This window comes from Actinophytocola sp. (genome assembly GCF_035762905.1).
Lineage (GTDB): Bacteria > Actinomycetota > Actinomycetes > Mycobacteriales > Pseudonocardiaceae > DASYTH01.
In genome coordinates this window covers 12,770-38,032 of sequence record NZ_DASUCC010000168.1, presented here as the reverse complement: position 1 = coordinate 38,032, position 25,263 = coordinate 12,770, and the positions used below count along the sequence as shown (strand labels likewise).

Genomic DNA, 25,263 nt, shown 5'->3' with positions numbered 1-25,263 from the left:
CGATTCCGGCCCGCGTACGCCGGCCGCGCCTGCGGCGCGGCCCGGCGCCGCGGGCGCCGGGCCGTCCCGGGTACACCAGCAACTCGGTGATCCCAACCGGGGACCGGAACCGGCACTCGCCAGGCCGGAACCGGCACTCGCCGGGCTGCAGCCGGGGACTCGCCGGTCCGGAACCGGCAACTCGCCGGCCCGGAACTGGCAACTCACTGGGCTGGAACCGGGGACTCGCCGAGAGGCCGGGCAAGCTTTCGGCGAGTCCCCGGCCCCGGCACCCGAGCTGCCGATTCGGGCCGGTCAGTTGCTGGGCGGTTTGGGTAGGGCGGTCAGCGTTTGGTGGGCCTGGGTGATGATCGAGGTGATCAGGGCTTCACAGGTGGGGAGGGTGGTGAGCAGGCCGGTGACCTGGCCGGTGGGGAAGACTCCGGTGTCGGTGTGGCCGTGGACCAGTGCCGACCGGAGGAGCATGGGGGTGTTGGCGGCCATGATCACCTGGGGCCAGCGCAGCGCGCGGGCGCGGCGCATGCGGGCGCCCTCGCGGAGCAAGGTGGGCCAGGGCAGGCCGTGGAGCTTGCGGAACCGGGTGGCGTTGCGCACCGCGGCGACGAGGGCGCGGGTCCGGCCGGCGCGGGCCAGGCGGTCGACCAGGTCGGTGCGCAGGACCCGGTGCGGGAGGCCGTCGACGGCGGTGGTGACCATGGTGTCGGTGAGGGTGCTCGACAGGTAGAGCTGTTTGACGGCGTCGGGGACGGGGCTTTCCTGGGTGAGCAGGAAACGGGTGCCCATCGCGATGCCGGCGGCTCCGTAGGCGAGTGCGGCGACCAGGCCGCGGCCGTCGAAGAAACCCCCGGCGGCGACGACCGGGATGTCGACGGCGTCGACGACGGCGGGGAGCAGCAGCGTGGTCGGGACGGCGCCGGTGTGGCCGCCGCCCTCGGCGCCCTGCACGATCACCGCATCGGCGCCCCAGGCCGCGACCTTCTCGGCGTGCCGGACGGCGCCGACGGAGGGGATCACGACCACGCCGGCGTCCTTGAGGCGGCCGATCAGTGACTGGTTCGGAGCCAGGGCGAACGAGGCGACCCGCACGCCGGTGCGGATCAGCAGCTCGACCCGGCGCGGGGCGTCCTCGGCGTCCGCCCGGAGGTTGACGCCGAACGGGGCGGCGGTGCGGGAGCGCGTCTCGCGGATCGCGGCCTCCAACTCGGGGTAGGTCATCGTGGCGGAGGCGAGGATGCCCAGCCCGCCGGCTTCGGCCGTGGCGGCGACCAGGCGGGGACCGGACACCCAGCCCATTCCGGTCTGCACCACCGGATGGCGCACGCCGACCAGGCGGGTGAGCGCGGTCTCGATCGTCACGGCGGCACCTCGCGGGCACGCAGCTCACCCGGATCCAGCTCGGCAAGCACCCGCAGCTCGGCCGGTGTCGGCGCCCGGGTGGTGGTGATCTCCCCGATGTGCAACGGAAAACCGGTCTGCGTCAGCACCTCCTCCGGGGTCACGCCCGGATGCACGGACACCAGGCGCATGGTGCGGTCCGGGGTGGCGAAGTCGAGCACCGCGAGGTTGGTCACCACGCGGTACACGTCGTGGAACCGCCCGGCGCCGGGCCGGTCGTAACCCACGCCGCACACCACGTCGACCCGGTCGACGAAGACCCGGCGGGCGTGCCGGGGCACCCAGTAGCTGGTCCGGTGGTTGACCGAGTTGCCCGGTGCGCCACGGAAGCCGAGCAGCTGGCGATCCGGCCGGGCATGCGGACCGATGCAGGAGATGTTCTGGTTCCCGTTGCGGTCCAACTGGTTGGCCCCCATCACCACGTGCCGGGTGCCGTGCGCCACCACGTCGAACACCTTCCGGTACGGCAACCATCCTTCCACAGTGGACAGCCCGACGCCGAGCAGCAGCGCTTCCCCGTCGGAGACCAGCAGGTCCGGTTCGAACGTGCACCGGGCGAGCCGGGCACCCAGCGTGGGCAGCAGGCCCATGGGGCTGGCCAGGATCTCCCCGGCGCCGCGGAACAACTCCGCGCAGGCGACGGCGCACACGTCCGCCCGTGTCATGATCGCACCGCGCGTTGGTAGTCGGATTCGGTGCCGGACAGGAACTCGGCCGTGAACCGGTCCCACTCCGCCGGGTCGGCGGCCGCCGAGGCGTAGCGGCGCTGGAACGGCTCGTCCCGGCCGTAGTCCGGTACGCAGCTGGTGAAGTGCGCCCCGCCGGGCGTCTCCACCACCCCGTCCACCATCATCCGGTTGAGCAGCAACGACTGCACCGGCGCCGCGGCGGTCAGCTCCGCGGTGTCCAGCACCCGTTCGCAGGAGACGAAGCGGCGTTTGGCGGCCAGGCAGAACACGTCGTCGAAGTACGGGTCCGGGCCGAGGTACTGGGCGTTGCCGTGCCGGTCGGCCCGGTTGAGGTGCACCAGTGCGACGTCCAGGTGCAGTGCCGGCATGGCCACCAACTCCTCACCGTCGTACGGTGAGCGCACCGTGCGCAGGCTCGGGTCCAGCCGCAGCACGTCCGAGCCCAGCCCGGCCCGGATCGGCAGGAACGGCAGCCGTTGGCCGGCCGCGTTCAGTCCACAGTAGAGCATTCCCTCGTCCAGCTCGCGGGTCTGGACCGCGCCCGACTCCCGCACCCGGCGAAACCACGGGTCGTAGGGAATCGAGTCCAGCGACACGAATCCGTAGACGACCGTGCGGACCTTGCCGGCCGCGCACAGCAGCCCGACGTCCGGTCCGCCGTAGGAGACCACGGTGAGATCGCGCACCGGGGACCGGAGGATCTCGCGCACCAGGGCCATCGGCTTGCGCCGGGAACCCCAGCCGCCGATGCCGACGGTCATCCCGTCGGCCAACTCGGCCACCGCCTCGGCGGCGGTCATCCGCTTGTCCCGCATCACACCGACGTCCCGTTGCCGAGGTTGAGCTCGAAGGTGAAGCCCTGCTCGAACCGGTAGCTGCGGTGCACGTCCTGCCCGTCGATGCCGTTGAGCGCCTCCTTGGCGCGGCGGATCACCCGCGGGTCCTTGGCCGCGATCTCCCGGGCCAGCTCGAGCGCCGCGGCCTCCAGCCGGTCGGGCGACGTCACCTGGTACACCGAGCCGTGCCGGTGCAGCTCCGCCGCGTCGACGGTTCGGGCGGTGTAGAACAGCGTGCGCATCAGGTGCTGGGGCACCAGCCGGGCCAGGTGGGTGGCCGCGCCGAGCACCCCTCTGTCCACTTCGGGCAGTCCGAACCTGGTGTCCTCGGCGGCGAGCAACACGTCCGCGTTGCCGGCAAGACCGATCCCGCCGCCGAGGCAGAACCCGTGCACCGCGGCGATGACCGGAACCGCGCAGTCGTAGACCGCGCCGAACGCCGCGTGGCAGCCGCGGTTCACGCCGATCAGCGCCTCGGCGCCGCCGGCGTCGACCTCCTTGATGTCCACACCGGCGCAGAACCCGCGGCCCGATGCCCGAAGTACCACCACGTGGGTCGCCGGATCCCGGCCCGCGGCGAGTAACGCGTCGGCGAGGTCGTGCCAGCCGCGCGCGCCCAGTGCGTTGACCGGCGGCCGGTCGATGGTCACGACCGTGATGCCGGCCTCGGCGACCTCGCTCGTGATGCCCATGGCGGCCCCACCGACCTTTCCAACCAAGCGATTGCTTGGTAGCTTAACATGTCGTGGCGCTCGACCTGACGCTGGACGGCACGGTCGCCCTGGTGACCGGCGGCGTGCGCGGGGTGGGACTCGGCATCACCCGGGCGTTCCAGCGCTCGGGTGCGACCGTGGTGACCTGCGCGCGGAACGCCCCGGCGCACCCGGTCGCCGAGTTCGTCGCGTGTGACGTGCGGGATCCGGACGCGGTGGGCCGACTGCTGGACACCGTGCTCGACCGGCACGGCCGGCTCGACACCCTGGTCAACAACGCCGGCGGGACGCCGGTCGCGCCGGCCGGGACCGCGTCGCCGCGGTTCCACACCGCGGTGGTCGGGCTGAACCTGCTCGCCCCGCTGCTGGTTTCCCAGCGGGCCAACGAGATCATGCAGCGGCAGGAGTCCGGCGGCGCGATCGTCATGGTGAGCAGCGTGAGCGCCACCCGGCCGTCACCGGGAACCGCGGCGTACGGGGCCGCCAAGGCCGGGTTGGACAACCTGACCGCGAGCCTGGCGGTCGAGTGGGCGCCCAAGGTCCGGGTGAACGCGCTCGACGTCGGCCCGGTCCGCACCGAACGGGCCGAAAGCTACTACGGCGACGTCGACGCGGTGGGTCGCACCATCCCGTTGGGACGGTTGGCCGAACCCGAGGAGGTCGGCTGCTGCGCGGTGTTTCTGGCCTCGCCGCTGGCCGGCTACGTCAGCGGCGCGACCCTGCTGGTGCACGGCGGTGGAGGCGGAAGTGAGCGGACTGTGTGACGGCCGGGTGGTGATCGTGACCGGCGCCGGGCGCGGCATCGGTCGGGCCCACGCGCACGCCTTCGCGGCCGAGGGCGCACTGGTCGTGGTCAACGACATCGACGGCGCGGGGGCGGCGGTGGCCGCGGAGATCGGTGCGGCCGGTGGTACGGCGGTGGCCGACGAGTCCGACGTTGCCGACTGGGCCGGCGCGGCGCAGCTGATCGGCACCGCGCTGGCGGCGTTCGGCCGGCTGGACGTGCTGGTCAACAACGCCGGCTTCGTGCGCGACGGGATGCTGGTCAACCTCTCCGAACAAGACTGGGACGCGGTGATCCGGGTGCACCTGAAGGGGCACGTGGCCCCGCTGCGGCACGCCGCCGCGCACTGGCGGGCCGAGCACAAGGCCGGCCGCGCGGTGGCCGCCCGGGTGATCAACACCAGCTCGGGCGCCGGCCTGCTCGGCAGCGTCGGCCAGGCCGGCTACGCCACGGCGAAGGCCGGAATCGCCGCCCTCACCCTGGTCGCCGCCGCCGAGCTGGCCCGGTACGGCGTCACGGTCAACGCCATCGCACCGGCCGCAAGGACCCGGATGACCGAAGGGGTGTTCGCCGCGGCGATGGCCGCGCCGGAGTCCGGTTTCGACGCCATGGCACCGGAGAACGTCGCGCCGCTGGTGGTCTGGCTGGGCAGCGACCGGTCCCGGGGCGTCACCGGCCGGATGTTCGAAGTGGAGGGCGGCCGGGTGTCGATTGCCGACGGCTGGCGGCGCGGTCCGGTGGTGGACAAGGGATCCCGCTGGCGGCCGGACGAACTGGACCCGGTCGTGGCGCGGCTGCTCTCCTCGGCCGAGCAGCCGCACCCGGTCTACGGATCCTGAGTATCGTGCCCGGTATGGCAGTTCCGGGAAGCAAGGTGCAGGGCAGCCCGCCGGTCGACGTGGCCGCGAGCGAGTTGTTCACCACGGACGCGTACCTGCGCTCGTTCGACAGCACGGTGCTCGAGGTCGATCGCGAGCAGGGCCGGATCGCGCTGGCCAGGACGGCGTTCTACCCGGGCGGCGGCGGGCAGCCGCACGACACCGGCGAGCTGACCTGGGGTGGGAGCACCGCGCCGGTGACCAGGGTCCGCCGCGAGGGCGGGCGGATCTGGCACTGGGTGGACGCCCTCGAGCTGCCGCCGGCCGGCACAGAGGTGCTCGGTTCGCTGGACTGGTCCCGCCGGCACCTGCTGATGCGCACGCACACCGCGCTGCACATCCTCTGCGGGGTGATCTGGACCGAGTTCCGGATTCCGGTCACCGGCGGCAACATGGATCCCGGCAAGGGCCGCCTGGACTTTCCGCTGGAGTCGATGTCGGTCGAGCTGGGCCAGCGGGTCGAAGGCCGGATCAACGAGGAGATCCAGCGCGCCCGGGAGATCGTCGTGGAGTTTCTCGGCCGCTCCGCCGCGGACCTGGACGAGTCCCTGATCCGCACCGCCGCCAACCTGATCCCGCGCGAGATCGACCCGCTCCGGGTGATCGACATCGTCGGCCTGGACCGCCAGGCCGACGGCGGCACCCACGTGGCCAACACCGCCGACGTCGGTTCGGTCCGGGTCACCGGCACCGAGTCCAAGGGCAAGGGCAACAAGCGCATCCGCATCGAGGTGGCCGAGGCGGCCGACTAGGTTCCCCAAAGGGCTGCGCCGGCTGCCCGAAAACGGCGACCGATCGCCGTGTGTCCCTGTCGGGACCGCGCCCATCATGGGTCGCATGGCAGATGAGCCGGTGCTTGAGAAGAACCAGAGCGGCGAGTGGGTCCAGTATCTGCAGCAGTTGCTGCAACATGCGGGCTACTGGTCGGGTGCGACGAACGGCGAGTTCGACGACGCCCTGGAAGAGGCCGTCAAGCAGTTCCAGTCGGCCTACGGCCTGCCGGCGGACGGCATCGTCGGGGCCGGCACCTGGGCCGCGCTGACCGGCGGCGGCGCGCAGTCCTCGACCGGTACCGGCGAGCAGTCCTCGCAGGATCCGAACGAGCGCCAGGTCCTGATCAACGGCGCGGACATCCCGGAGCTCATGTACCTGCTGAGCTTCGACAGTTTCGAGGACTGGGGACGGGCCATCGGGCTCGACCTGGAGTGGCTGCAGTCGGACGACGACCAGCTCGTGAGCTAACGGGGAGTGCGGCAATGGCGTGTACCAAGCAGTGGTTCAACCTCACCGGCGCCGGCCTGTCCACCATCGGGGCCGGTATCCTGACCGCCGGATCGGCGGCGACCGTCCAGTGGTATGTCACCGCGGGCGGAGTCATCGTCACCCTCGGCGGGCTGGCCTGGGCCATCTCGGCGATCATGGACCTGGCCGACTGCTACGAGGCGCACGGTCGCAGCGCCGAGGCGCAGCAACTGCGGGACCGGGCGCAGAAGCTGCAGGAGGACTACAACCGACTCGAGGCGCTCGTTTCCTGAGCCGAACGGTGAGGATCCGCGCTAGTCATGGCTGACGAAGCATCCACTCGGGACGATGCCCGGGTTGCCGCCGCCCAGCAACTCATCCGGCAGGCCGACACCGTCGAACGCCTGCGCGCGTGGGGAATGCTGGCGTCGATGTTCGCGGCGGCCTCGTTCATCGCGGTCGCGGGGGTCGTGCCGCCCGGCTGGGTGGCGATTCCCGTGGCCTCCGCCCTGACCGGCGGGTACCTGCTCATCCGGCACGGCAAGGCGCGGGCCGAGTACCGACGCTGCTTCCGCGGCCAGAGCGAGCAACTGGCCCTTCCCCTCGCCGCGCGCAACGATCCCCGGCGCTATTTCGACGATCACGGCGTCGCGCACGGCGTACCCGGCTCCCGCGACGCGGCGGTGCGGCTGCTGGCCCGGATTCCGGCCCCGGTCGTCGCGCTCGCTCTGCTGGCCGCCGCCGTCCTGATCCGATTCCTCTAGTCCGCCTCTCCGGGATCATGGGAACGGGCTTAATCCAGGCCCGTGAACAGGTCGTAGGTCTCGAACCCGTACCGCGCAACGGTTGTCGCCCACCGCCGGTACGTGGTCGGATTCCCGTGCACCGGCGCCTGCTCCCGGATCCGCTCGATCAACCCGGCCGGCGGCCGCCCCCCGAGCACCTCCACGATGTCCCCGTCCGGCCCGATCCCGGCCAGATCCGCCAGCATCCCGCGCGCCTCATGCGGCGCACCGACCAACGCCGCCAGCAACAACCCGGCCGCCTGATACGGCCCACCCGCATCGCCGCCGATGAACTCGTCCAACCGGTGCTCCGGAATCCCCAGCCGCAGCAACCGGTACAGGTTCACCAACTTCTTGATCGCCCTCGGCGTCGGCAACAGCGGCGTGAGCCGCTCAAGGAACTCCCGCTCGACCGGCCGCAACCGCAGTCCTTCCGCACTGGGCCGGGCGACCGGCGCCTGGGTTACCGTGATCGGCGCACTGGGTTGCGACTCCGGGGTTTCCGAGGTCACCGGCCGTGCCGGTGCGGTCGGCACGGGTTCGATCGGCTGGGCCGGTTCCGTTCGGGCGGGCGGGGGATCGTCGTCGGACGCCGGGAGCAGCGAACGCAGGTATCCGGCGGCGTGCTCACCCATCGGCCGCAACGCCACCGGAATGTGGAAGATCTTGTCCAGATAGGCCACGGCGTTGTTGTCGAACATGCCCCTGTGGTGATGTTCCAGGGATCGCAGCAGCCAGTGCGGATCGACCGCGACCACCACGACGAACAGTTCCATCGTGAGCAGCAGGTTCACCGCCTGCAACACGTCCACCACCCGGCCCGGCGTGCACCGGTCCAGGTCGTCCACGTACAGCACGATCCGTTGCAGCGGCGTCCCGTCCGCGGTCGAACGGGCCTCGGCCAGGTTGTCGCTGAGCCGCCGCAGGTCGTCATGGATCCGCCCGGTCAACCCCCGGTAGCTCTCGTACCGTTCCCTGGTGCTGATCTCGGCCAGCAGCCGGTCCAGCCGCCGCGCCGGCTTCAACTGGTCGAGCTCCTTCTCCTTCTCCCGGATCTCCTCGTCCACTTTGGACCGTCGGCTGGCCAACTCCTGGTGCACATGCCTGGTGTACTCCTCGAGCCGACGCCACAGGGTCACCGCGGGCCCCAGCACGACCAGCACTCCGCCCACCCAGCGCAGCGCCCCCTCGGCCCACACGATGCCCGCCACCCCGGCCGCGATCACCAGTAGCGCCACCACGATCCGCCACCCCGCGGTCCGCACCTCCCGCCAGATCTCGCCCAATGCCACCCGCGCCACCACCATGGAGCGCAACGGCACAAGCACCCGCCCCAACCACCCGCGCCGCCGGTTCACATCCCGCAGCCCCGTGTCCAACCGGTCCCGCTCGGCCCGCTTCGCGGAAAGGTCGGCCTCCACCTCGCTGATCCGCCCCGTGTCGTCCGGCACCTCCGCCGGCCGCGCCAACTCCCGGAACAGATGTTCCACCAACCCGACCCACAGGTGATCGTCGCTGTAATGCCAGGCATTGAACCGAACCTGCCGCACGTTCCCCGCGAACCCGCTGTGCCCGGCCAGCTCCTCGACCCGGTCCCACACCTGCCGCATGAAACTCGACTTCCCGATCCCCCAATCCCCCAACAACGCTATGGACAGTGGCGGCCTCGTCGACAACGCCGCCACCACCGCCGCGATCATGTTCACATCCCCGGCGATCCCGAGCTGATCCTCCGCACTCTCCAGATCACTCACAACCTCCGCCAGCCTGGTCGTACCAGGCGGCTGCGGCGGAAGGTCCCAGACCCGGACGGATCCGTCCATACCGGCGGAGATGATCTGTCCGTCGTCCACGGCCACCGCGGTCACCTCGGCGGTATGCCCGGCAAAGAAGCGGAGCTGCCGGCCGGTGGCGAGGTCCCAGACGCCGACCCGGCCGTCGTCGGACGCCGAGACGATCCGGCTGCCGTCCGGCGTGACCGCCACGGCCCGAACCGGCCCGCTGTGCCCGTGGAGTGTGTGGAGCGACGTACCCGTGGCGCTGTCCCAGACCCGAATGGACTGGTCGTGGCCGGCCGAGACGATCCGGGTGCCGTCCGGGCTCACGGCCAGCGCCTCGACCCGATCCTGGTGTCCGGACAGAATGAGCCCGGGCCGGCCTCGGATGTCCCACAACCGCACCGTGGGATCCTCGCCGGCCGACAGCACCGTTTTGCCGTCCGGGGTCACGGCCACCGCCCAGATGGCCGCCGAGGGCGTGGCCAGTGCCCGGAACGGCTCGACGCCGGCGCTGATCTGGCCGGTCCAGACCAGCAATGTGTTGTCGCCGCCGGAGATCAGGGTCCCGTCGCCGGCGATGGCGATCACGTTCGCGTCGGCGTGACCTCGCTCGACGGTGCGTTCGCCGGTGATCCGGTTCCAGTAGTGGATCGCGCCGTCCCCGTCGACGAGGACGACGTTCGCACCGGTCGGCTGGACCACTACCGCCCGCACGATCGACGAGATCTTCAGCTGGTTCACCTGGCGACCGGTGGGACGGTCCCAGATCCGGACGGTGCCGTCGATCCCACCGGTGACGATCTGCTGCCCGTCCGTCGTGAGTGCCATGGTCCGGATCTCGCCGGCGCCGCTGACCAGCGCTGCCGGAACGGTTCGCGTAGGTCCGGGCAAGACGTGGATCCGGCCGTCCTGGCCGGCGGAGACGATCCGGCCATCCGGGCTGACGGCCAGCACCGTGACCGGTCCCTCATGGGCCGCGCGGAACTCGCGAACCTGCTCACCCGTGACCCGGTCCCATGACCGGACGGCGCCGTCCGCGTGGCCGGTGATGATCCAGTCGCCGTCCGCGCTGACCATCGCCGCCGTGGGCGAAGCCAACTCGAACATGTTTGTCCGGGCCGACACCGCCGTCGTACGGACAGGATCCCACACCCGAACAGTGGATGGGCTCGTGGCGACCAGGGGGAAGCGACCCGGCGCCGCGGCCGCGACGACCACGGCTTCGGTGCTCCAGACGGTGCCCCGCAAAAGGTTGCCGTCGACCTCGGGGCGCGACAGGAAAACTTCCCCATTCGTGGTGACACCAAGGACGCTCGCCTCCCCGGCCGGCACCAGCGCGAGAATCCGGCCGATCGTCCCGGCGTCCACGTGCGTTCGCGCGGCGGTCTTCCGGTTCCAGAAGACGATCGTGTGGTCGGACCCGATGGCCGCGGCGATGTGCGAGCCGTCCGAGGTGACGGTGACGGCATGGACGCCGCTGCCGTAGCCGCCGAGGGGCTCGCCGATCTGCTCGCCGGATGTGCGGTCCCAGATCCGGGCCGTGCCACCGATGCTGGCCGAGATCACCTGGGTGGCGTCCGGCGTCAGCGCAAGGGCCAGGACGGGGGTGGTGTGGCCGGTGAGTTCGTGGCGCAGGGTTTCCGATGCCAGGTCCCAGATTCTGACAACACTGTCGTCGCCTGCCGAGATGAGTTGGGTGCCGTCGGGAGTGATGGCGAGGGCGTTGACCGGGCCGGAGTGATGCACTAGTTGGCTCGCTCCAGGATGACTACCGGGATGGTGCGGCTGGTCTTGGCTTCGTGGTCGGCGAAGAAGGGGTAGCGGGACTTGAGTTCCGTCCAGAGGCGGTCGCGTTCTTCGCCGGTGGCGGTGCTGGCGTGGGCCTGGTAGGTGTCGCCGGTGGCTTCGACGGTGACCTCCGGGTTGGCGACCAGGTTGAGGTACCAGTCGGGGTGGGCGAGGGCGCCGACGTTGGAGGCGATGACGAGCAGGCGGGTGCCGTCGGGGTGGAACATCATGGGGGTGGTGTAGGGGCGGCCGGTGCGGCGGCCGGTGGTGGTGAGGAGGAGCAGGCGTTCGCGGTGCATGCCGTCGATGTCACCGCCGGTGCGGAACTGTTCGATCACCCGGCGGTTGACCTCGGCTATGTCCATCAGTCTCCCTCTCGTCGGCGTTGGGCGTGGGCGGCGGCCTGGATGCGGCTCTTGAGACCGAGCTTGCGCAGGATGTTGGACACGTGCACGCTCGCGGTCTTGGTGCTGATGAACAGCTCCGTGGCGATCTCGGCGTTGGTCAGGCCGCGCCCGACCAGTTCGAGCACCTCGGCTTCCCGGGCGGTCAGGCCATGAGCGTCCACTGTGGATGAAGGCTGGGGGGCGGCGGCGGGCGTCAGGCGGGCCCGGTCGGACAAGGCGTCGATCATGTCCCGCAACGGGGCCGCACCCAGTTCGGCCGCGATCGTCCGGGCCGTGGCCAGCGCGGCCGCGGCCCGGTTGCGGGAGCCGCGGCCCAACAGCAGCGCCTCCGCCTCGCGGAACCGGGCGTAGCCGGCCAGATGGCGGTCGACGCCGGCCAGATCGGCGAGCGCGGCCCACGCGTCCGGGACCGGATCGCCCAGCCGGGTGCGCTCGGCGGCGGCCAGGGCGACCGCCCGATGGGTGCGCGGCAGCGACACCGCGCCGCCGGATTCCAAAGTGGACAGATAGCCGCGCAGATCGGCCAGCAAGGCATCGGCCGCCGCGGTGGCGCTGCCGATGTTCATGGTCAGCCCGGCCGCCCGGGCGTCGTCCGCGGCGTCCGCCTCGACCTGCACGCCGATCGACACCAGCCGGGCGGTCAGGTACATGTCCTCGGCGGCCAGGGCCAGCCGTAGCCCGTCGCGCACCGTGGCGCGGGCGTCGGCCCACCGGCCCTGCCGGGCGGCCAGCAGCGCGCGCAGCGTCGACAGCTCGGTGCCGTACTGCACGTCGTCCTGGCCGTCGAGCACGAAACCGGTGCGCTTCAACAACTCCTCGGCCGCGGCCAGCTCGCCCCGGCGGATCAGCACGTAGGCCCTCGGCAGGTCCACGAAGATCCAGTTGAACGGGTCGGCGGCCGGATCGTCGTCGGGATCGGCGTCGGCGTCCAGCGCCTCGTCCCAGCGGTGCAGCTCGACCAACGTCCGGATCACGTTGCCCACGATCGGCAGCAGGTAGATGTCGAAGCCCAGCTCCGCCGACCGCCGCACTCCCTCCCTGGCCAGCGCCAGCGCCTCCAGATGCCGGTCCGTCCACATCAGACCCTCGGGCATGTTCACGTAGCCGACCCCGATGAACCGCGGGTTGCCCACCCGGCGGGCGAACTCGTTCTGCCGGCGCAGGAACTCCAGCCCGGTGTCCACGTGGCCGAGCATCAGATGGCCGATGCCAAGGCTCATCAGGCTCCGGTTCACCGCCATGTCGTCGCCGGCCGCCTCGGCCTGCGGCAGCAGCTCCTCGGCCCGGCGGATGCAGGACCGGAACCGGGCGGCCAGCATCTCCAGCGCCATCGGCCAGGACGCGATCCGCAGCCGGGCGGGCGAATCGGCCGGCACCAGCTCGACCGCGCGCTCGCTGGTGGCCCGGGCCAGCTCCCAGTCGCCGGTGCTGCGCGCCTGGTAGGACAGCTGCTCGTAGACCAGCGCGGCGCGCTCCGGCTCGGCCCGCTCGTCCAGCAGCGCCAGCCGCCGCCGGGTCAGCTCGACCGCGCGGTGGTTGCGCCCGGCCAGGCTCGCCGCCTCGGCCGCCCGCTCCAGCAGCGGGTCCTCGGCGATGCCCGGATCGGCCACCTCCGGCCAGCGGCGCAACGCCCGCTCGTAGTGCGCGTGTGCCTCGGCCGGCGCCAGCCCCTCGTCCGCGGCGCCGGCCGCCAGCACGGCCGCGGCCAGCGCCTCGGCCGGCTCGCCCGCGGCGTCCCAGTGGTGGGCCAGCTCCGCCGCCACGCCAGCGGCGGACCCGGTTACCGCCCGCTCGGGATGATCACGCAGCGCGCCGGCCACCCTGGCGTGCGCGTGCCGGCGCTCGCCGGGTAACAGGTCCCGGTACAGCGACTCCTGGATGAGCGCGTGCCGGAACCGGTACGCGTCCGGCTCCACGGTCACCAGCTGGCCGTGGTCGACCAACTCGCGCAGCGCGCCGTCCAGCTCGGCGGCCGGCAGCGGGGCGATCGCGGCCAGCAGGTCGTGCGGCACGCTCCGGCCGACCACCGCGGCCAGCCGGGCGAGTTGCTGCGCGGCGGTGGACAGCCGGGCCAGCCGGGTGATCACCACCTCCCGCACGGTGCCCGGCACCGCGCCCCGGGTCGGCCACGCGGCCAGCAACTCCTCGGTGAAGAACGGGTTTCCCTCGGCCCGGGCGAGCAGCGCGTCCACCATGTCGGCCGGCGGCGGACCGCCCAGGATCGCCTGCGCCAACGCGATCACCTCGGACCGGTCCAGCGGCGCCAGGGTCAACCGCTCCGCCCGCGGCGAGCGGACCAGGTCGGCCACCAGCTTCGCCACCGGATGATCGGCGCCGACCTCGTCGCCGCGCAGCGTGGCCACCTGCAGCACCGGCGCGTGCGCGAGCGCCCGGTGCAGGTACAGCACCAGATCGCGGGTGGACGCGTCGGCCCAGTGCAGGTCCTCGAGCACCAGCACCACCGGGCGCTGCCCGCCGGCGCCGGCGATCGCGTCGGCCACCCGGCGGAACTCCGCGGCCCGGTCGCCGGATGCCGAACCGGTGGCCAGCAGCGACGGCGCGTCCGGCAGCCCGCGCAGTGCCTCGACGAACGGCGCGTACGGGATGTCCGCCTCGAACTGCAGGCAGCCGCCGGTCAGCACGGTCACGCCGGTGCCGCTGGCGCCCCGGACGAAAGCCGAAACGAGCCGGCTTTTGCCCACCCCGGCGTCGCCCTGCACCAGGACCAGCGCTCCGCCGTCGGACTGGGCGTCGGCGAGCGCGGCGCGGAGGGCGGCCAGTTCGGCCCGCCGTCCGATCAGCTCAGGTACCGAGACCCGCCGTGCCACCGGCGAAGAGTATCGATCAGCCCGAATAAGGCGCACACGCGCGTGAACTAAGGCGTTGCCAGATGTGTAAGGAACCGGGGGCGACGAGGATCTCATCTGATGTCGGGGCGGCGAGGTGAGGGAGACGTGATGGCAACGGGACTGGCACCGGCATCGATGTGGGACCGGCAGGCGCGGAACTGGACCTGCCTGCAGGAGGCGCGGCACAGACCGCTGCGCCGGGCGCTGTTGGGCGCGTTGGGGCCGCTGGCCGCGGTGCGCCTGCTGGACGTGAGCTGCGGGGTCGGGTTGCTGCTGCGCGAGGCGGCCGAGCGGGGCGCCTGGGTGGCCGGCGTGGAGACGGCCGAGGAGTTGCTCGAGGTGGCGCGGTGGGCGCTGCCGGACGCGGATCTGCGGGTGGGCGCGCCGGACGCGCTGCCCTACGACAATGGCCGGTTCGACGTGACGACCGCGTGCAACGCGGTGGGCTACGCGGGGAATCCGGCCGGTGTGGTTGCCGAGTTGGTGCGCGTGGTGCGGCCGGGTGGCCGGGTGGCGGTCGGCGACTGGGCCGACCCGCCCGGTTCGCTGACCCGTGACCTCCTCGGCCGGCTGGGGGTGGCCGAGGAGGTCACGGTGCTGGACGCCGGGCTGGACCGAATCGACGGCAGCGAGCTGGACTTTCCGGTCAACTACCCGGATCTCGGCACCGCGTGGTCGGCCATGGTGGCCAGAGGCCGGGTCCGGGCGGCGATCGGCCTGGCCGGCAAGGCCGCCGTGTACGAGGCTTTTCTGGACGTGTTCGCCCCGGCGGTGCGCACCGACGGCTCGATTCGCGACGAGAACACCTTCCGGTACGTGATCGCCGCGCGTCCGCTGTAGCGGTCAGAGCCGCTCGATGACGGTGCCGGTGGACAGCGCGCCGCCGGCACACATGGCGATCAGCGCGGTGCCGGCGTCGCGGCGTTCCAACTCGTGCAGGGCGGTGGTGATCAGTCGGGTTCCGGTGCTGCCGACCGGGTGGCCGAGCGCGATGGCGCCGCCGTTGACGTTGACCAGGTCCGGATCCGGCTCGTGCACCTGAGCCCAGGACAGCACCACCGACGCGAACGCCTCGTTCACCTCGAACAGGTCCAGGTCGCCGATCTTCATTCCGGTGCGCTCGAGCAGCCGGTCGGTGGCCTGCACCGGGCCGTCCAGGTGCAGGTAGGGGTCGGTGCCGACCAGGCACTGCGCCACGATCCGGGCCCGAGGGCGCAGGCCGAGCGCGCGGGCCCGGCGCGCGTCGGCCAGCAGCACGGCCGAGGCCCCGTCGGAGATCTGCGAGGAGGTGCCGGCGGTGTGCACGCCGCCGGGAACGATCGGCGCCAGCGCGGCCAGACCCTGCATCGTGGTCTCGCGCAGGCCCTGATCGCGGTGCACGCCGGCGACCGGGACGATCTCCGCGGTGAACCGGCCCTCGTCCCAGGCGAGCTTGGCCTTGGCCTGGGAGCGTTCGCCGAACCGGTCGACGTCCGCGCGGCGCAGGCCGCGGTGCACGGCGATCCGTTCCGCGGCAACGAACTGGTTGGGCAGGTCGATCGACCAGGAGTCCGGCCGCGGTCCACCGACGTCACTGCCCATGTTGGCGCGCAACGGAACCCGGCTCATCGCTTCCACGCCGCAGGCGATGCCCACGTCGATCGCGCCGGCGGCGATCAGCCCGGCGATCAGATGGGTGGCCTGCTGGGCGGAGCCGCACTGGCTGTCCACGGTGGCGCAGCCGGTCGCCGCGGGCAGCCCGGCGTGCAACCACGCGGTGCGGGTGATGTTGTTGGACTGCTCGCCGGCCTGGGTGACGCACCCGCCGATGACCTGTTCCACGCCGGCCGGATCGATGCCGGACCGGTCGGTCAGCCCGCGCAGCGCGGCGCCGAGTAGTTCGGCCGCGTGCAGTCCGGACAGCACCCCGCCGCGCTTGCCGATCGGGGTGCGCACGGCGGCCACGATCACCGGTTCGCCCATGGTTCCCAAGTTAGAACAGGTTCATCGATCAAGGCAAACGCTCAGTGAAAGGTGTTTACAAGGCGCTGAAGAGTGCTATCTTCGAGTAGTTAACACCGTAAGCTGGAGCGCGTTATAGAACGTGTTCTCTTTGGCGTGCGTTGAGGAGGACCCGTGGCCGCTCCCCAGCTCCCCCTCGGCTTCGACTTCACCGATCCCAACATGTACCGGCTGCGCGTGCCGGTCGAGGAGTTCGCCGAGCTGCGTGGCACCGCTCCGGTCTGGTGGAACCCGCAGCCGAAGGGGATCGCCGGGTTCGGCGACGACGGCTACTGGGTGGTGAGCCGGCACGCCGAGGTCAAGACCGTGTCCCGGAACAGCGAGCTGTTCTCCGCCAGCGAGAACACCGCGATCATCCGGTTCAACGAGGACATGACCCGGGACCGGATCGAGGCGCAGCGGCTGATCCTGCTCAACACCGACCCGCCGCAGCACACCAAGCTGCGCGGGATCGTCCAGCGCGGGTTCACGCCACGGGCGGTGCACAGCCTGCGCGACACGCTGGCCGCCCGCGCCGAGCGGATCGTCAGGCAGGCCAAGGAGAACGGCTCCGGTGACTTCGTCACCCAGGTGGCCTGCGAGCTGCCGCTGCAGGCGATCGCCGAGCTGCTCGGGATTCCGCAAGACGACCGGCACAAGGTTTTCGACTGGTCCAACCAGATGGTCGCCTACTCCGACCCGGACTTCCCGACCGACCCGCAGGCGGCCGCGGCCGAACTGCTCGGCTACGCCTGGAACATGGCCGAGGACCGCAAGAAGTGCCCGATGAACGACATCGTCAGCACGCTGGTGCACGCCGACGTCGACGGCGAGGCGTTACGTTCCGAGGAGTTCGGGTTCTTCGTGCTGCTGCTCGCCGTGGCCGGCAACGAGACCACCCGCAACGCCATCACGCACGGCATGCACGCGTTCCTGTCGCACCGCGACCAGTGGGAGCTGTTCAAGGCGGAGCGGCCGAAGACCGCGGCCGACGAGATCGTCCGCTGGTCCACCCCGGTGATGGCCTTCCAGCGCACGGCGACCGCCGACACCGAGCTGGGCGGCGCGCAGATCAAGGCGGGCCAACGGATCGGCCTGTTCTACAGCTCGGCCAACTTCGACACCGAGGTGTTCGGCGACCCGGAGCGGTTCGACATCAACCGTGACCCCAACCCGCACCTCGGCTTCGGCGGCAGCGGCGCGCACTACTGCATCGGCGCCAACCTCGCCCGGCTGGAGATCGACCTGATCTTCAACGCCATCGCCGACCACATGCCGAACATCCGCCAGGTCGGCAAGCCGCGCCGGCTGCGCTCACCATGGCTCAACGGCATCAAGGAGTTCCAGGTCAGCTACGGTTAGCTCGGGTGCGTGATGCAGAACGGGTGGCCGGCCGGATCGAGCAGCACCCGCCAGTGCGTGCCGGGCTGATGGTCGGCCTTGGTGGCACCGGCTTCGAGGCAGCGCGCCTCCGCCTCGTCCAGGTCGTCGACCATGAGGTCGAGATGAAACTGCTTGGGGGAAGCGGAATCCGGCCAGGTCGGAGCCTGATGGCCGGCCACCTTCCAGAACACGATCGGAACCCCCTCGCCCTGGATCATCGCGAAGTCGTCCTGGTCGCCCATGATCTTCCAGCCCAGGATCCGGTGGTAGAACTCCGCCATCGCATGAGGATCCGCGCAATCGATACCGATCATGCCCAGCGTGGCCGCAGCGGTCATACCGGCATGGTAGCGACGGCCCGGGCCGGCATCGCGCGCTGACCCGTTGCCCGATCGGGCGGGGCCGGCTGCCCGGTCGCCGACCCGGCGAGGCGGGCCCCCGCCCGGCCGGTGCACCAGGCTGGTCCCGTGGCCGGTCCCCGAGGCGTCTTATCGACCGCCGTCCTGCTGATGGCGGTCGGTTCGGCCGTCGCCGGCTGCGGCGGCAACCCGGCCACCGACTTCTGCTCCAGCTACGGCGACGCGATGCACGGACTGGTCGTGGCCGCGCGCCAGTACGGCGCCAACCCGGCCAACTTCTCGGCAACCTACAAGTCCACAATGGACAGCCTGGGCAGCGTCCGGACCAAGGCGCCGGACGACAAGCTCCGCTCCGCCTTCGACCGCTCCATGTTCACCTTCTCGGTGTTCGACACCGAAGCGAGCCTCGCCGACCTCCTCAGCCGCGCCGACTTCTCCACCAACGCCGTCGTGCTCACCTGCGCCGAGTACGGACTCGACGTCACGGTCTAGGGCTTTTCCTTGCCCACCACCCACATCGAGAAGAACTGGGAGCCGCCGCCGTAGGCATGGCCGAGGGCGATGCGGGCGCCGTCCACCTGGTGCTCGCCGGCTCGGCCCATGACCTGCATCGCGGCCTCGGCGAAGCGGAGCATGCCGGAGGCGCCGATCGGGTTGGACGACAGGACGCCGCCGGAGGGGTTGACCGGGAGCCGGCCGCCGATCTCGGTCTCGCCGGCCTCGGTGAGCTTCCAGCCCTGGCCGGCCTCGGTGAAACCCAGGTTCTCCAGCCACATCGGCTCGAACCAGGAGAACGGCACGTAGAGCTCGGCCGCGTCGAGCTCCGCCAGCGGATCGGTGATGCCGGCCTGCCGCCAGAGCGCGGCCGCGGCGTCCCGGCCGGCCTGCGGGTTGACCTGGTCGCGCTCGGCGAACATGGTCGGCTCGGTGCGCATGGCGGTGGCGTGGATCCAGGCGACGGTGCGGCCGGCGGCGGTGGTCTCGTCGCCGATCACCAGCGCGGCGGCGCCATCCGAGGACGGGCAGGTCTCGTCGTAGCGGATCGGATCCCAGAGCATCGTCGAGGCGCGGACCGACTCGAAGGTGATGTCCGGCTGGCGCAGGTGCGCGAACTCGTTCTTGGCGCCGTTGCGCCGGTCCTTGACCGCGACCAGCGCGCCGATGTGCTCCGGGGCGCCGGCACGCCGGATGTAGGAGCGCACGTGCGGCGCGAAGTAGCCGCCGGCACCGGCGCCGACCGGCATGGTGAACGGCGGATGGATGGACAGCGCCCACATCGCGTTGGACTCGGACTGTTTCTCGAACGCCACCGCGAGCACCCGCCGGTGCACGCCGCCCTGCACCAGGCTGGCTGCCACGTTCGCCGTCGAGCCGCCGACCGAGCCGGCGGTGTGCACGCGCAGCAACGGTTTTCCGGGCGCGCCGAGCGCGTCGGCCAGGTACAGCTCGGGCATCATGACGCCCTCGAACAGATCCGGCGCCTTGCCGATCACCACCGCGTCGATGTCGGCGAAGTCCACCCCGGCGTCGGCCAGCGCCCGGTCGATCGCCTCCCGGCACAGCCCGGCGATCGACACGTCGGTGCGCTTGGACCGGTGATGGGTCTGCCCGGTGCCAAGCACCGCGGCCCGCGCCGTCATGCTGTGTCCTTTCGGCTCGCTCCGCTCGCGGGAGCGGGCCGAGGTGCGGTGTCTTCCCTCGTGCGCTGCTCGGTCGCTCGTTCCTCGCGGCCTGCGCTGCTCCTCGGTCCAGACACCGCCGGCCCGCTCATGCCTTACTCCCATCGAGCACGCACACCAGGTTCTGTTGCAGCGCCGGGCCGCTGGTGGCGTGCGCCAGGACCCGGCCGGCCGCTCCGGTCAGGATCGCCGTGGCCGACTCGCCGATCCGGGCCAGGCCGGCGGCGAACATGGGGTTCCCGCACAGGGCCCCGCCGGACGGGTTGATCCGCACCTCCTCGCCGAGCCCGATCGCCTGGCGCAACAGGATCTCCTGATGGGTGAACGGCGCGTGCAGCTCGGCCAGTTCGACACCGTCGGCGCCGGCCGCCTTCGCCGCGGCCACGGTGGACGCCGAGGTGGTGAGGTCCCGCGCGCCAAGGCTGGCCGACTCGATCCGGTGTGCGAAGCCGGTGATCCAGGCCGGGCGCTCGGCGATCTCCTCCGCGCGACCGGCGGCGGCCAGCACCACGGCCGCGGCGCCGTCCGTGATCGGCGCACAGTCGTGGGCCCGCAACGGATCGGCCAGATAGGGCTGGTCCAACAGTTCCGCGACGTCGACCCGGCCGCGAAGCTGGGCCGCCGGGTTGCCGGTCGCGTCCGCGCGGCTGCGGGCGGCCACCGCCGCCATGTCGTGCTCGGTCCACAGCCCGGCCTCGATGCCGAGCCGAGCTTGCATTCCGGCGATCGCCAGCGAGTCCGGCCACAGCGGCGCGACCAGGTACGGGTCGAGTTGCAGCGCGAGCACCCGGCGCAACTCGCCGGCCGAGGACTTGCCGAACCCGTAAACCAGCGCCGTGTCCACCTCGCCGGTGCGGATCTTCACCCACGCCTCGTACAGCGCCCAGGCGCCGTCCATCTCCACGTGCGACTCGGTGATCGGCGGGAACGCCCCGATCGCGTCCACCGCCGAGACGAACGAGAACGCCCGCCCGGCCAGGTAGTCCGACGAGCCCGAGCACCAGAATCCGATGTCCTGCTTGGACAGTTCGGTCGCGGCGAGCAGTTCCTGGAACACCGGGATGAGCATCTCGACGCCGTTGGTGGTGCCGGTGGTCTCGCGCACGTTGGGTGCCTGGGCGAACCCCACCACCGCGATATCGCGCATCACTTGCCCCTACAGGTGGTTGGCGTAGGACTCGAACGGCGCATCCTGCTCGCCGGTCGGCTCGAAGTGTTCGATGTTGCGGGTGGTGGTGCCCCATTCCTCGCGCGGCCGCCACACCGCCCGCACCCGCATGCCCATCCGCACCTCCTCCGGTGCGCAGCCGAGCACCAGGTGCAGGAACGCGATGTCCGCGCCGTCAAGCAGAACGTAGGCGGCAACGTACGGCGGGGTGATCCGCTGCCCGAGGAACGGCACGTTGACGATGCAGAAGGTGGTGACCGTGCCCCGGTCGGGTAGTTCGACGTTCTCCACGGTGAACACCCCGCAGGTGGGGCACGCGCCGCGAGAAGGCATGTACACCTTGCGGCACACCGGGCAGCGCTGCCCGATCAGCCGGCCCTCGGCCAGGCCGCGCAGGTGCACGTCCTCACCAGGCGAGACGGTGTGCCGGACGGTCAGGTGAACCGGCGTCGTGATCATCGTCACCGGCTCGGGTTCCGGACCGGACGGTCCCGACGGTGCCGGTCCGGTGGCCGGCTCGAAGCAGGCGATGTCCCGGATTCCGTTGCCGGGCCGGTCGGACCAGCGCACCCGGACCCGCATCCCGGTGCGCATCCGGTCCGGGGAGCCGGCGTCGACCGCGTGCAGCATCGGCGTGTCGGCCCCGTCGAGGCGCACCAGCGCCCAGCCGAACGGGTGCTCGAGTGGTTGCCCGGCAAGGGGTTGCGCCTGCCACGACCAGGTGAGCACGGTGCCGTCGGTGGCCACCTCGACCAGTTCGGTGAGCGGCCGCGCGGTGACCGGGTCATACTCGAGCGGCGGCACGTGCACCCGCCCGTCGCAGCCGCGCACCCCGAGCAGCCGCCGGCCGGCCAGCGCGGTCATGAACTGGCTCAGCACCAGTCCGAGCGAGCGGGTGTAGTCGAACCCCACCTCAAGCGGAGCGCTCAGTGGCGCCTGGCCAACCGTCACGAGCCGAGTGAAACACGTTCTAAGATTGTCGGCAAGAGACCGGGTAGGGAGTGGCGATGAAGCTCGGACTGCAGCTCGGGTACTGGGGTGCCGGGCCACCGGACGGCGCGGCGGAGTTGGTGGCGGAGGCCGACCGGGTCGGCTTCGACGCCGTGTTCGCCGCGGAGTCGTGGGGCTCGGACGCGTTCACCCCGTTGGCCTGGTGGGGATCGGCGACCCAACGGATCCGGCTGGGCACCTCGGTGGCACAGCTGTCCGCGCGCGCCCCCACGGCCTGCGCGATGCACGCGCTGACCCTGGACCACCTCAGCGGCGGCCGGGTGATCCTCGGGCTCGGCGTGTCCGGCCCGCAGGTGGTGGAGGGCTGGTACGGCGCGCCGTTCGGCAAGCCGTTGGCCCGCACCCGGGAGTACGTGTCGATCATCCGGCAGGTGCTCGCCCGGGAGGCGCCGGTGCGCAACGACGGTCCGCACTATCCGTTGCCGTACAACGGACCCGGCGCGGAGGGGCTGGGCAAGCCGCTGCGCCCGATCGTCCACCCGCTCCGGTCGGACCTGCCGATCTGGCTGGGCGCCGAGGGCCCGCGCAACGTCGCGCTGACCGCGGAGATCGCCGACGGATGGCTGGCGATCTACTACTCGCCGCGGCTGGCCGGGATGTACGACGAATGGCTGGACGAGGGTTTCGCCCGGCCGGGCGCGCGCCGGAGCCGGGCGGACTTCGAGGTGGCCGCGAGCGCGTCGGTGGTGATCACCGACGATCCGGCCGAGGCGATCGACCGGCTGCGCCCGGTGGTCGCGCTCTACGCCGGCGGGATGGGCGCGGAACGCCGTAATTTCCACGCGGATGTGTTCCGCCGCATGGGATACGCCTCGGTCGTCGACGACGTCGGGCGGCTGTTCCGGGCCGGGCGCAAGGCCGAGGCGGCCGCCGCGGTGCCGGACGAGCTGGTCACCGAGACCGCGATCATCGGGTCGGCAGCGCAGGTCCGGGCCCAGGTCGCGGAGTGGGAGAAGGCCGGGGTGACCCTGCTGCTGGTGCACTGCTGGACGGTCGAGCAGGTCCGCGAGCTGGCCGGCGCGGTGCTTGCCACAAACTGAAACACGTTCTAGATTGAGCCGGTGGCCTCGATCGGGTTGTGGAACATCGCGCGGTCGAGGCCGGACCTCGTCGCGATCATCGGGCCGGACGGCCGGGAGCTCAGCTACGGCGACCTCGCGGCCGTGGTCAACCGGTACGCGCACGGCCTGCGGTCGCTCGGCCTCGAACCGGGCGACAGCATCGTGCTGCTGCTGCCCAACGACACCGACCTGCCGGCGCTGTACTTCGCCGCCATGCAGATCGGGCTGTACGTGGTCGCGGTGAACTGGCACCTGGTCGGCCCCGAGGTCGACTACATCGTTCGGGACAGCGGCGCCAAGGTGTTCGTCGCGCACGAGCGGTTCGCCGATGCGGCCGTCCACTGTGGACTGAAGCACCGGTTCGCCGTCGGCGCCATCCCGGGCTTCCGGTCACTCACCGAGCTCGGCGCCGGTCAGCCGGCCACGCCGCCGGACCAGCGCACCGCAGGCGCCCCGATGCTCTACACCTCGGGCACCACCGGTCGTCCCAAGGGAGTGCGCCGTCCGCTCACCGGGGCCGACCCGCACGAGGTCCCGCCGATGGCGCCGGGCTTCTTCGGCTTCTTCGGTCTCGCGCCGTTCGACGGCCACGTGCACCTGTGCGGATCCCCGCTCTACCACACCGCCGTGCTCAACTTCGTCACGATCTCCATCCAGCTGGGACATCCCGCCGTGCTGATGGACCGCTGGACGCCGGAGGAGATGCTCCGCCTGATCGAGCGGCACCGGGTCACCCACACCCACATGGTTCCCACCCAGTTCCACCGGCTGCTCGACCTGCCCGCCGCCGTGCGCGCCCGCTATCAGGTGTCGTCGCTGCGGGCCGCCATCCACGGCGCCGCGCCATGCCCGATCGAGACGAAGCGCCGCATGCTCGAATGGTGGGGTCCGGTCGTGATCGAGTACTACGCCGCGACCGAGGGCGGCGGAACGGTGATCACCGCGCCGGAATGGCTCGCCAAACCCGGCTCCGTCGGCCTGCCCTGGCCCGGCTCGGTCGTCCGCATCCTGGACCAGGCCGGCGCGGAGCTTCCGCCAGGCAAACCCGGCCTGGTCTACATGCAGATGGGCACCTCGACCTTCGAGTACCACCGCGACCCCGACAAGACCGAGTCCGCCCGTCGCGGCGCCCTGTTCACCCTCGGCGACATCGGCTACCTCGACGACGACGGCTACCTCTTCCTCCGCGGCCGGGCCAGCGACATGATCATCTCCGGCGGCGTGAACATCTATCCCGCCGAGATCGAGAACGAACTGGCCTGCCACCCCAAGGTCGCCGACGCGGCCGTGTTCGGCATTCCCAACCCCGACTGGGGTGAAGAGGTCAAGGCCGTGGTCCAACTGGTGGACTCCGGCCCCGGCTCACCCACGATCACCGAGGAACTGCTGGCCTTCCTGGCCACCCGCGTCGCCGGCTTCAAGCTCCCGCGCACCATCGACTACGTCCCCGACCTCCCCCGCGACCCCAACGGCAAACTGTACAAACGCCTCCTCCGAGACCAGTACTGGACCGAACTCCCGGCCCCATCCGACACCTGACCCGGCCCCGCCCCTGCCAACAGCTACCTCAGGGGCACCGTGACGGCACCCAGCCACAATCAACCCGCAATCCGCACCACCGGCTGGAACGCAACAACAGCTGTAAAATTCCGGAGAGGCGGACCAGTCACTTGCCGGTGAATTGGGGGGTGCGTTTCTCGGCGAAGGCGCGGGGGCCCTCCTTGGCGTCGGCGGAGCGGAAGACCTCCATGCCGAGTTTGGCCTCGATGGCGAAGGCCTCGTTCTCCGGCAGCGCCTCGGTGGCGCGCAGGGTGTGCAGGATGGCCTGGACGGCGAGCGGGCCGTTGGCGGCGATCATGGTGGCCAGTTCGAGGGCGCGCGGGAGGGCTTGGCCGTCGGGGACGACGTGGCCGATGAGGCCGATGGAGTGGGCTTCCGGGGCGGTGATGTGGCGGCCGGTCAGCAGCAGGTCGGCGGCGATCGTGTAGGGGATCTGGCGGGCCAGGCGGACCGCGGAGCCGCCGAGCGGAAACAGACCCCAGCGGGCCTCGGAGACGCCGAACCGGGCGCTTTCGCCGGCCACCCGGATGTCGGTGGCCTGGAGGATCTCGGTGCCGCCGGCGATGGCGGGGCCTTCGATGGCGGCGATCAGGGGTTTGGTCAGGCGGCGGCCCTTGAGCAGGGGTTCGATGACGGTGGGGTCGAAGGCCGACGAGCCGGGGTGGTTGGCGGACATGGCCTTCAGGTCGGCGCCGGCACAGAACGAGCCGCCGGCGCCGGTGAGCACGCATACCCGGATGGCCGGGTCGGCGTCGACCTCGTCCCAGGCGCCGCGCATGATCGACATCATCGGGCCGGAGAGGGCGTTGCGGGCCTCGGGCCGGTTCATGGTGACGACCAGGACCGGGCCCTGGCGCTCGACGAGGCAGTGCGGAGCTTCGGTCATCGCGGCGAACCACCTTTGCGAACCGGGGATTG

The 25,263-nt window shown here is 71.5% G+C and carries 24 protein-coding genes; 11 read left to right on the top strand and 13 right to left on the bottom strand.

Annotated elements, in window-relative coordinates:
- Positions 1 to 294 precede the first annotated feature (294 nt).
- Genes VFV67_RS36305 through VFV67_RS36290 form a run of 4 tightly spaced genes read right to left on the bottom strand, consistent with a single transcriptional unit; the run spans position 295 to position 3,612 of the window.
- Positions 295 to 1,350: a nitronate monooxygenase gene (locus VFV67_RS36305; protein WP_326475262.1), complete on the bottom strand. Its 1,056-nt coding sequence runs from the start codon at positions 1,348 to 1,350 to the stop codon at positions 295 to 297.
- Between the two features lie 2 nt (positions 1,351 to 1,352).
- Positions 1,353 to 2,060: a CoA-transferase subunit beta gene (locus VFV67_RS36300; RefSeq protein ID WP_326475260.1), complete on the bottom strand. Its 708-nt coding sequence runs from the start codon at positions 2,058 to 2,060 to the stop codon at positions 1,353 to 1,355.
- The gene (locus tag VFV67_RS36295; RefSeq protein ID WP_326475261.1) at positions 2,057 to 2,899 is read right to left on the bottom strand and encodes a CoA transferase subunit A; all 843 of its coding nucleotides are present in this window, start codon (positions 2,897 to 2,899) and stop codon (positions 2,057 to 2,059) included. The genes VFV67_RS36300 and VFV67_RS36295 overlap by 4 nt, the downstream gene beginning before the upstream one ends.
- The gene (locus tag VFV67_RS36290) at positions 2,899 to 3,612 is read right to left on the bottom strand and encodes an enoyl-CoA hydratase family protein (protein ID WP_326475259.1); all 714 of its coding nucleotides are present in this window, start codon (positions 3,610 to 3,612) and stop codon (positions 2,899 to 2,901) included. The genes VFV67_RS36295 and VFV67_RS36290 overlap by 1 nt, the downstream gene beginning before the upstream one ends.
- A gap of 53 nt (positions 3,613 to 3,665) precedes the next feature.
- Between VFV67_RS36290 and VFV67_RS36285 the strand changes: the two genes are divergently transcribed.
- The 6 genes from VFV67_RS36285 to VFV67_RS36260 all read left to right on the top strand — a co-directional run bounded on the left by VFV67_RS36285 (position 3,666) and on the right by VFV67_RS36260 (position 7,301).
- A complete protein-coding gene (locus tag VFV67_RS36285; RefSeq protein ID WP_326475258.1) occupies positions 3,666 to 4,397 on the top strand; it encodes an SDR family oxidoreductase in 732 nt (243 codons plus the stop codon).
- Positions 4,381 to 5,256, top strand: a complete 876-nt coding sequence (locus VFV67_RS36280; RefSeq protein WP_326475257.1) for an SDR family oxidoreductase — start codon at positions 4,381 to 4,383, stop codon at positions 5,254 to 5,256. The genes VFV67_RS36285 and VFV67_RS36280 overlap by 17 nt, the downstream gene beginning before the upstream one ends.
- 14 nt (positions 5,257 to 5,270) lie before the next feature.
- Positions 5,271 to 6,047, top strand: a complete 777-nt coding sequence (locus VFV67_RS36275) for an alanyl-tRNA editing protein (protein ID WP_326475256.1) — start codon at positions 5,271 to 5,273, stop codon at positions 6,045 to 6,047.
- Positions 6,048 to 6,132: 85 nt separating this feature from the next.
- Positions 6,133 to 6,537 carry a peptidoglycan-binding domain-containing protein gene (locus VFV67_RS36270; protein ID WP_326475255.1) on the top strand — a complete coding sequence of 135 codons (405 nt, stop codon included), beginning with the start codon at positions 6,133 to 6,135 and terminating at the stop codon, positions 6,535 to 6,537.
- A 14-nt stretch (positions 6,538 to 6,551) separates the two neighbouring features.
- On the top strand, positions 6,552 to 6,830 hold the full coding sequence (locus tag VFV67_RS36265; RefSeq protein ID WP_326475254.1) for a hypothetical protein: 279 nt from the start codon (positions 6,552 to 6,554) through the stop codon (positions 6,828 to 6,830).
- A gap of 27 nt (positions 6,831 to 6,857) precedes the next feature.
- A complete protein-coding gene (locus VFV67_RS36260; protein ID WP_326475253.1) occupies positions 6,858 to 7,301 on the top strand; it encodes a hypothetical protein in 444 nt (147 codons plus the stop codon).
- A 29-nt stretch (positions 7,302 to 7,330) separates the two neighbouring features.
- Here VFV67_RS36260 and VFV67_RS36255 read toward each other — a convergent pair whose 3' ends face one another.
- From VFV67_RS36255 to VFV67_RS36245, 3 genes are read right to left on the bottom strand one after another with little or no spacing between them, the layout of a single operon-like run.
- Positions 7,331 to 10,846, bottom strand: coding sequence for a P-loop NTPase fold protein (locus VFV67_RS36255; RefSeq protein ID WP_326475252.1), 3,516 nt, complete (start codon positions 10,844 to 10,846; stop codon positions 7,331 to 7,333).
- On the bottom strand, positions 10,846 to 11,253 hold the full coding sequence (locus VFV67_RS36250) for a nitroreductase family deazaflavin-dependent oxidoreductase (RefSeq protein ID WP_326475251.1): 408 nt from the start codon (positions 11,251 to 11,253) through the stop codon (positions 10,846 to 10,848). The genes VFV67_RS36255 and VFV67_RS36250 overlap by 1 nt, the downstream gene beginning before the upstream one ends.
- The gene (locus VFV67_RS36245; RefSeq protein ID WP_326475250.1) at positions 11,253 to 14,123 is read right to left on the bottom strand and encodes a helix-turn-helix transcriptional regulator; all 2,871 of its coding nucleotides are present in this window, start codon (positions 14,121 to 14,123) and stop codon (positions 11,253 to 11,255) included. The genes VFV67_RS36250 and VFV67_RS36245 overlap by 1 nt, the downstream gene beginning before the upstream one ends.
- Before the next feature lie 129 nt (positions 14,124 to 14,252).
- Here VFV67_RS36245 and VFV67_RS36240 point away from each other — a divergent pair, with 129 nt between their 5' ends.
- A complete protein-coding gene (locus tag VFV67_RS36240; RefSeq protein ID WP_326475249.1) occupies positions 14,253 to 14,984 on the top strand; it encodes a class I SAM-dependent methyltransferase in 732 nt (243 codons plus the stop codon).
- Between the two features lie 3 nt (positions 14,985 to 14,987).
- On the opposite strand, the gene VFV67_RS36235 is transcribed toward VFV67_RS36240, so the two are convergent.
- A complete protein-coding gene (locus VFV67_RS36235; RefSeq protein ID WP_326475248.1) occupies positions 14,988 to 16,106 on the bottom strand; it encodes a steroid 3-ketoacyl-CoA thiolase in 1,119 nt (372 codons plus the stop codon).
- Positions 16,107 to 16,259: 153 nt separating this feature from the next.
- Between VFV67_RS36235 and VFV67_RS36230 the strand changes: the two genes are divergently transcribed.
- Positions 16,260 to 17,486 carry a cytochrome P450 gene (locus VFV67_RS36230; protein ID WP_326475247.1) on the top strand — a complete coding sequence of 409 codons (1,227 nt, stop codon included), beginning with the start codon at positions 16,260 to 16,262 and terminating at the stop codon, positions 17,484 to 17,486.
- Here VFV67_RS36230 and VFV67_RS36225 read toward each other — a convergent pair.
- Complete coding sequence (locus VFV67_RS36225) at positions 17,483 to 17,845, bottom strand: VOC family protein (protein WP_326475246.1); 363 nt, start codon at positions 17,843 to 17,845, stop codon at positions 17,483 to 17,485. The two genes, VFV67_RS36230 and VFV67_RS36225, sit on opposite strands and share 4 nt — an antisense overlap.
- A 129-nt stretch (positions 17,846 to 17,974) precedes the next feature.
- On the opposite strand from VFV67_RS36225, the gene VFV67_RS36220 reads away from it, so the two are divergent.
- Entirely contained in the window at positions 17,975 to 18,358 is a 384-nt protein-coding gene (locus VFV67_RS36220; protein WP_326475245.1) for a hypothetical protein, read from the top strand.
- On the opposite strand, the gene VFV67_RS36215 is transcribed toward VFV67_RS36220, so the two are convergent.
- The 3 genes from VFV67_RS36215 to VFV67_RS36205 all read right to left on the bottom strand — a co-directional run bounded on the left by VFV67_RS36215 (position 18,355) and on the right by VFV67_RS36205 (position 21,664).
- On the bottom strand, positions 18,355 to 19,506 hold the full coding sequence (locus VFV67_RS36215; protein ID WP_326475244.1) for a thiolase domain-containing protein: 1,152 nt from the start codon (positions 19,504 to 19,506) through the stop codon (positions 18,355 to 18,357). The genes VFV67_RS36220 and VFV67_RS36215 overlap by 4 nt on opposite strands.
- 127 nt (positions 19,507 to 19,633) lie before the next feature.
- Complete coding sequence (locus VFV67_RS36210; protein WP_326475243.1) at positions 19,634 to 20,692, bottom strand: thiolase domain-containing protein; 1,059 nt, start codon at positions 20,690 to 20,692, stop codon at positions 19,634 to 19,636.
- A gap of 9 nt (positions 20,693 to 20,701) precedes the next feature.
- Positions 20,702 to 21,664, bottom strand: coding sequence for a Zn-ribbon domain-containing OB-fold protein (locus VFV67_RS36205; RefSeq protein ID WP_326475242.1), 963 nt, complete (start codon positions 21,662 to 21,664; stop codon positions 20,702 to 20,704).
- A 56-nt stretch (positions 21,665 to 21,720) separates the two neighbouring features.
- Here VFV67_RS36205 and VFV67_RS36200 point away from each other — a divergent pair, with 56 nt between their 5' ends.
- Together VFV67_RS36200 and VFV67_RS36195 are read left to right on the top strand one after the other, a co-directional pair.
- Positions 21,721 to 22,764, top strand: coding sequence for an LLM class F420-dependent oxidoreductase (locus VFV67_RS36200; RefSeq protein WP_326475241.1), 1,044 nt, complete (start codon positions 21,721 to 21,723; stop codon positions 22,762 to 22,764).
- A 21-nt stretch (positions 22,765 to 22,785) separates the two neighbouring features.
- Positions 22,786 to 24,324: an acyl-CoA synthetase gene (locus VFV67_RS36195; RefSeq protein ID WP_326475240.1), complete on the top strand. Its 1,539-nt coding sequence runs from the start codon at positions 22,786 to 22,788 to the stop codon at positions 24,322 to 24,324.
- Between the two features lie 127 nt (positions 24,325 to 24,451).
- Here VFV67_RS36195 and VFV67_RS36190 read toward each other — a convergent pair whose 3' ends face one another.
- Positions 24,452 to 25,231, bottom strand: coding sequence for a crotonase/enoyl-CoA hydratase family protein (locus tag VFV67_RS36190; protein ID WP_326475239.1), 780 nt, complete (start codon positions 25,229 to 25,231; stop codon positions 24,452 to 24,454).
- Positions 25,232 to 25,263 lie beyond the last annotated feature (32 nt).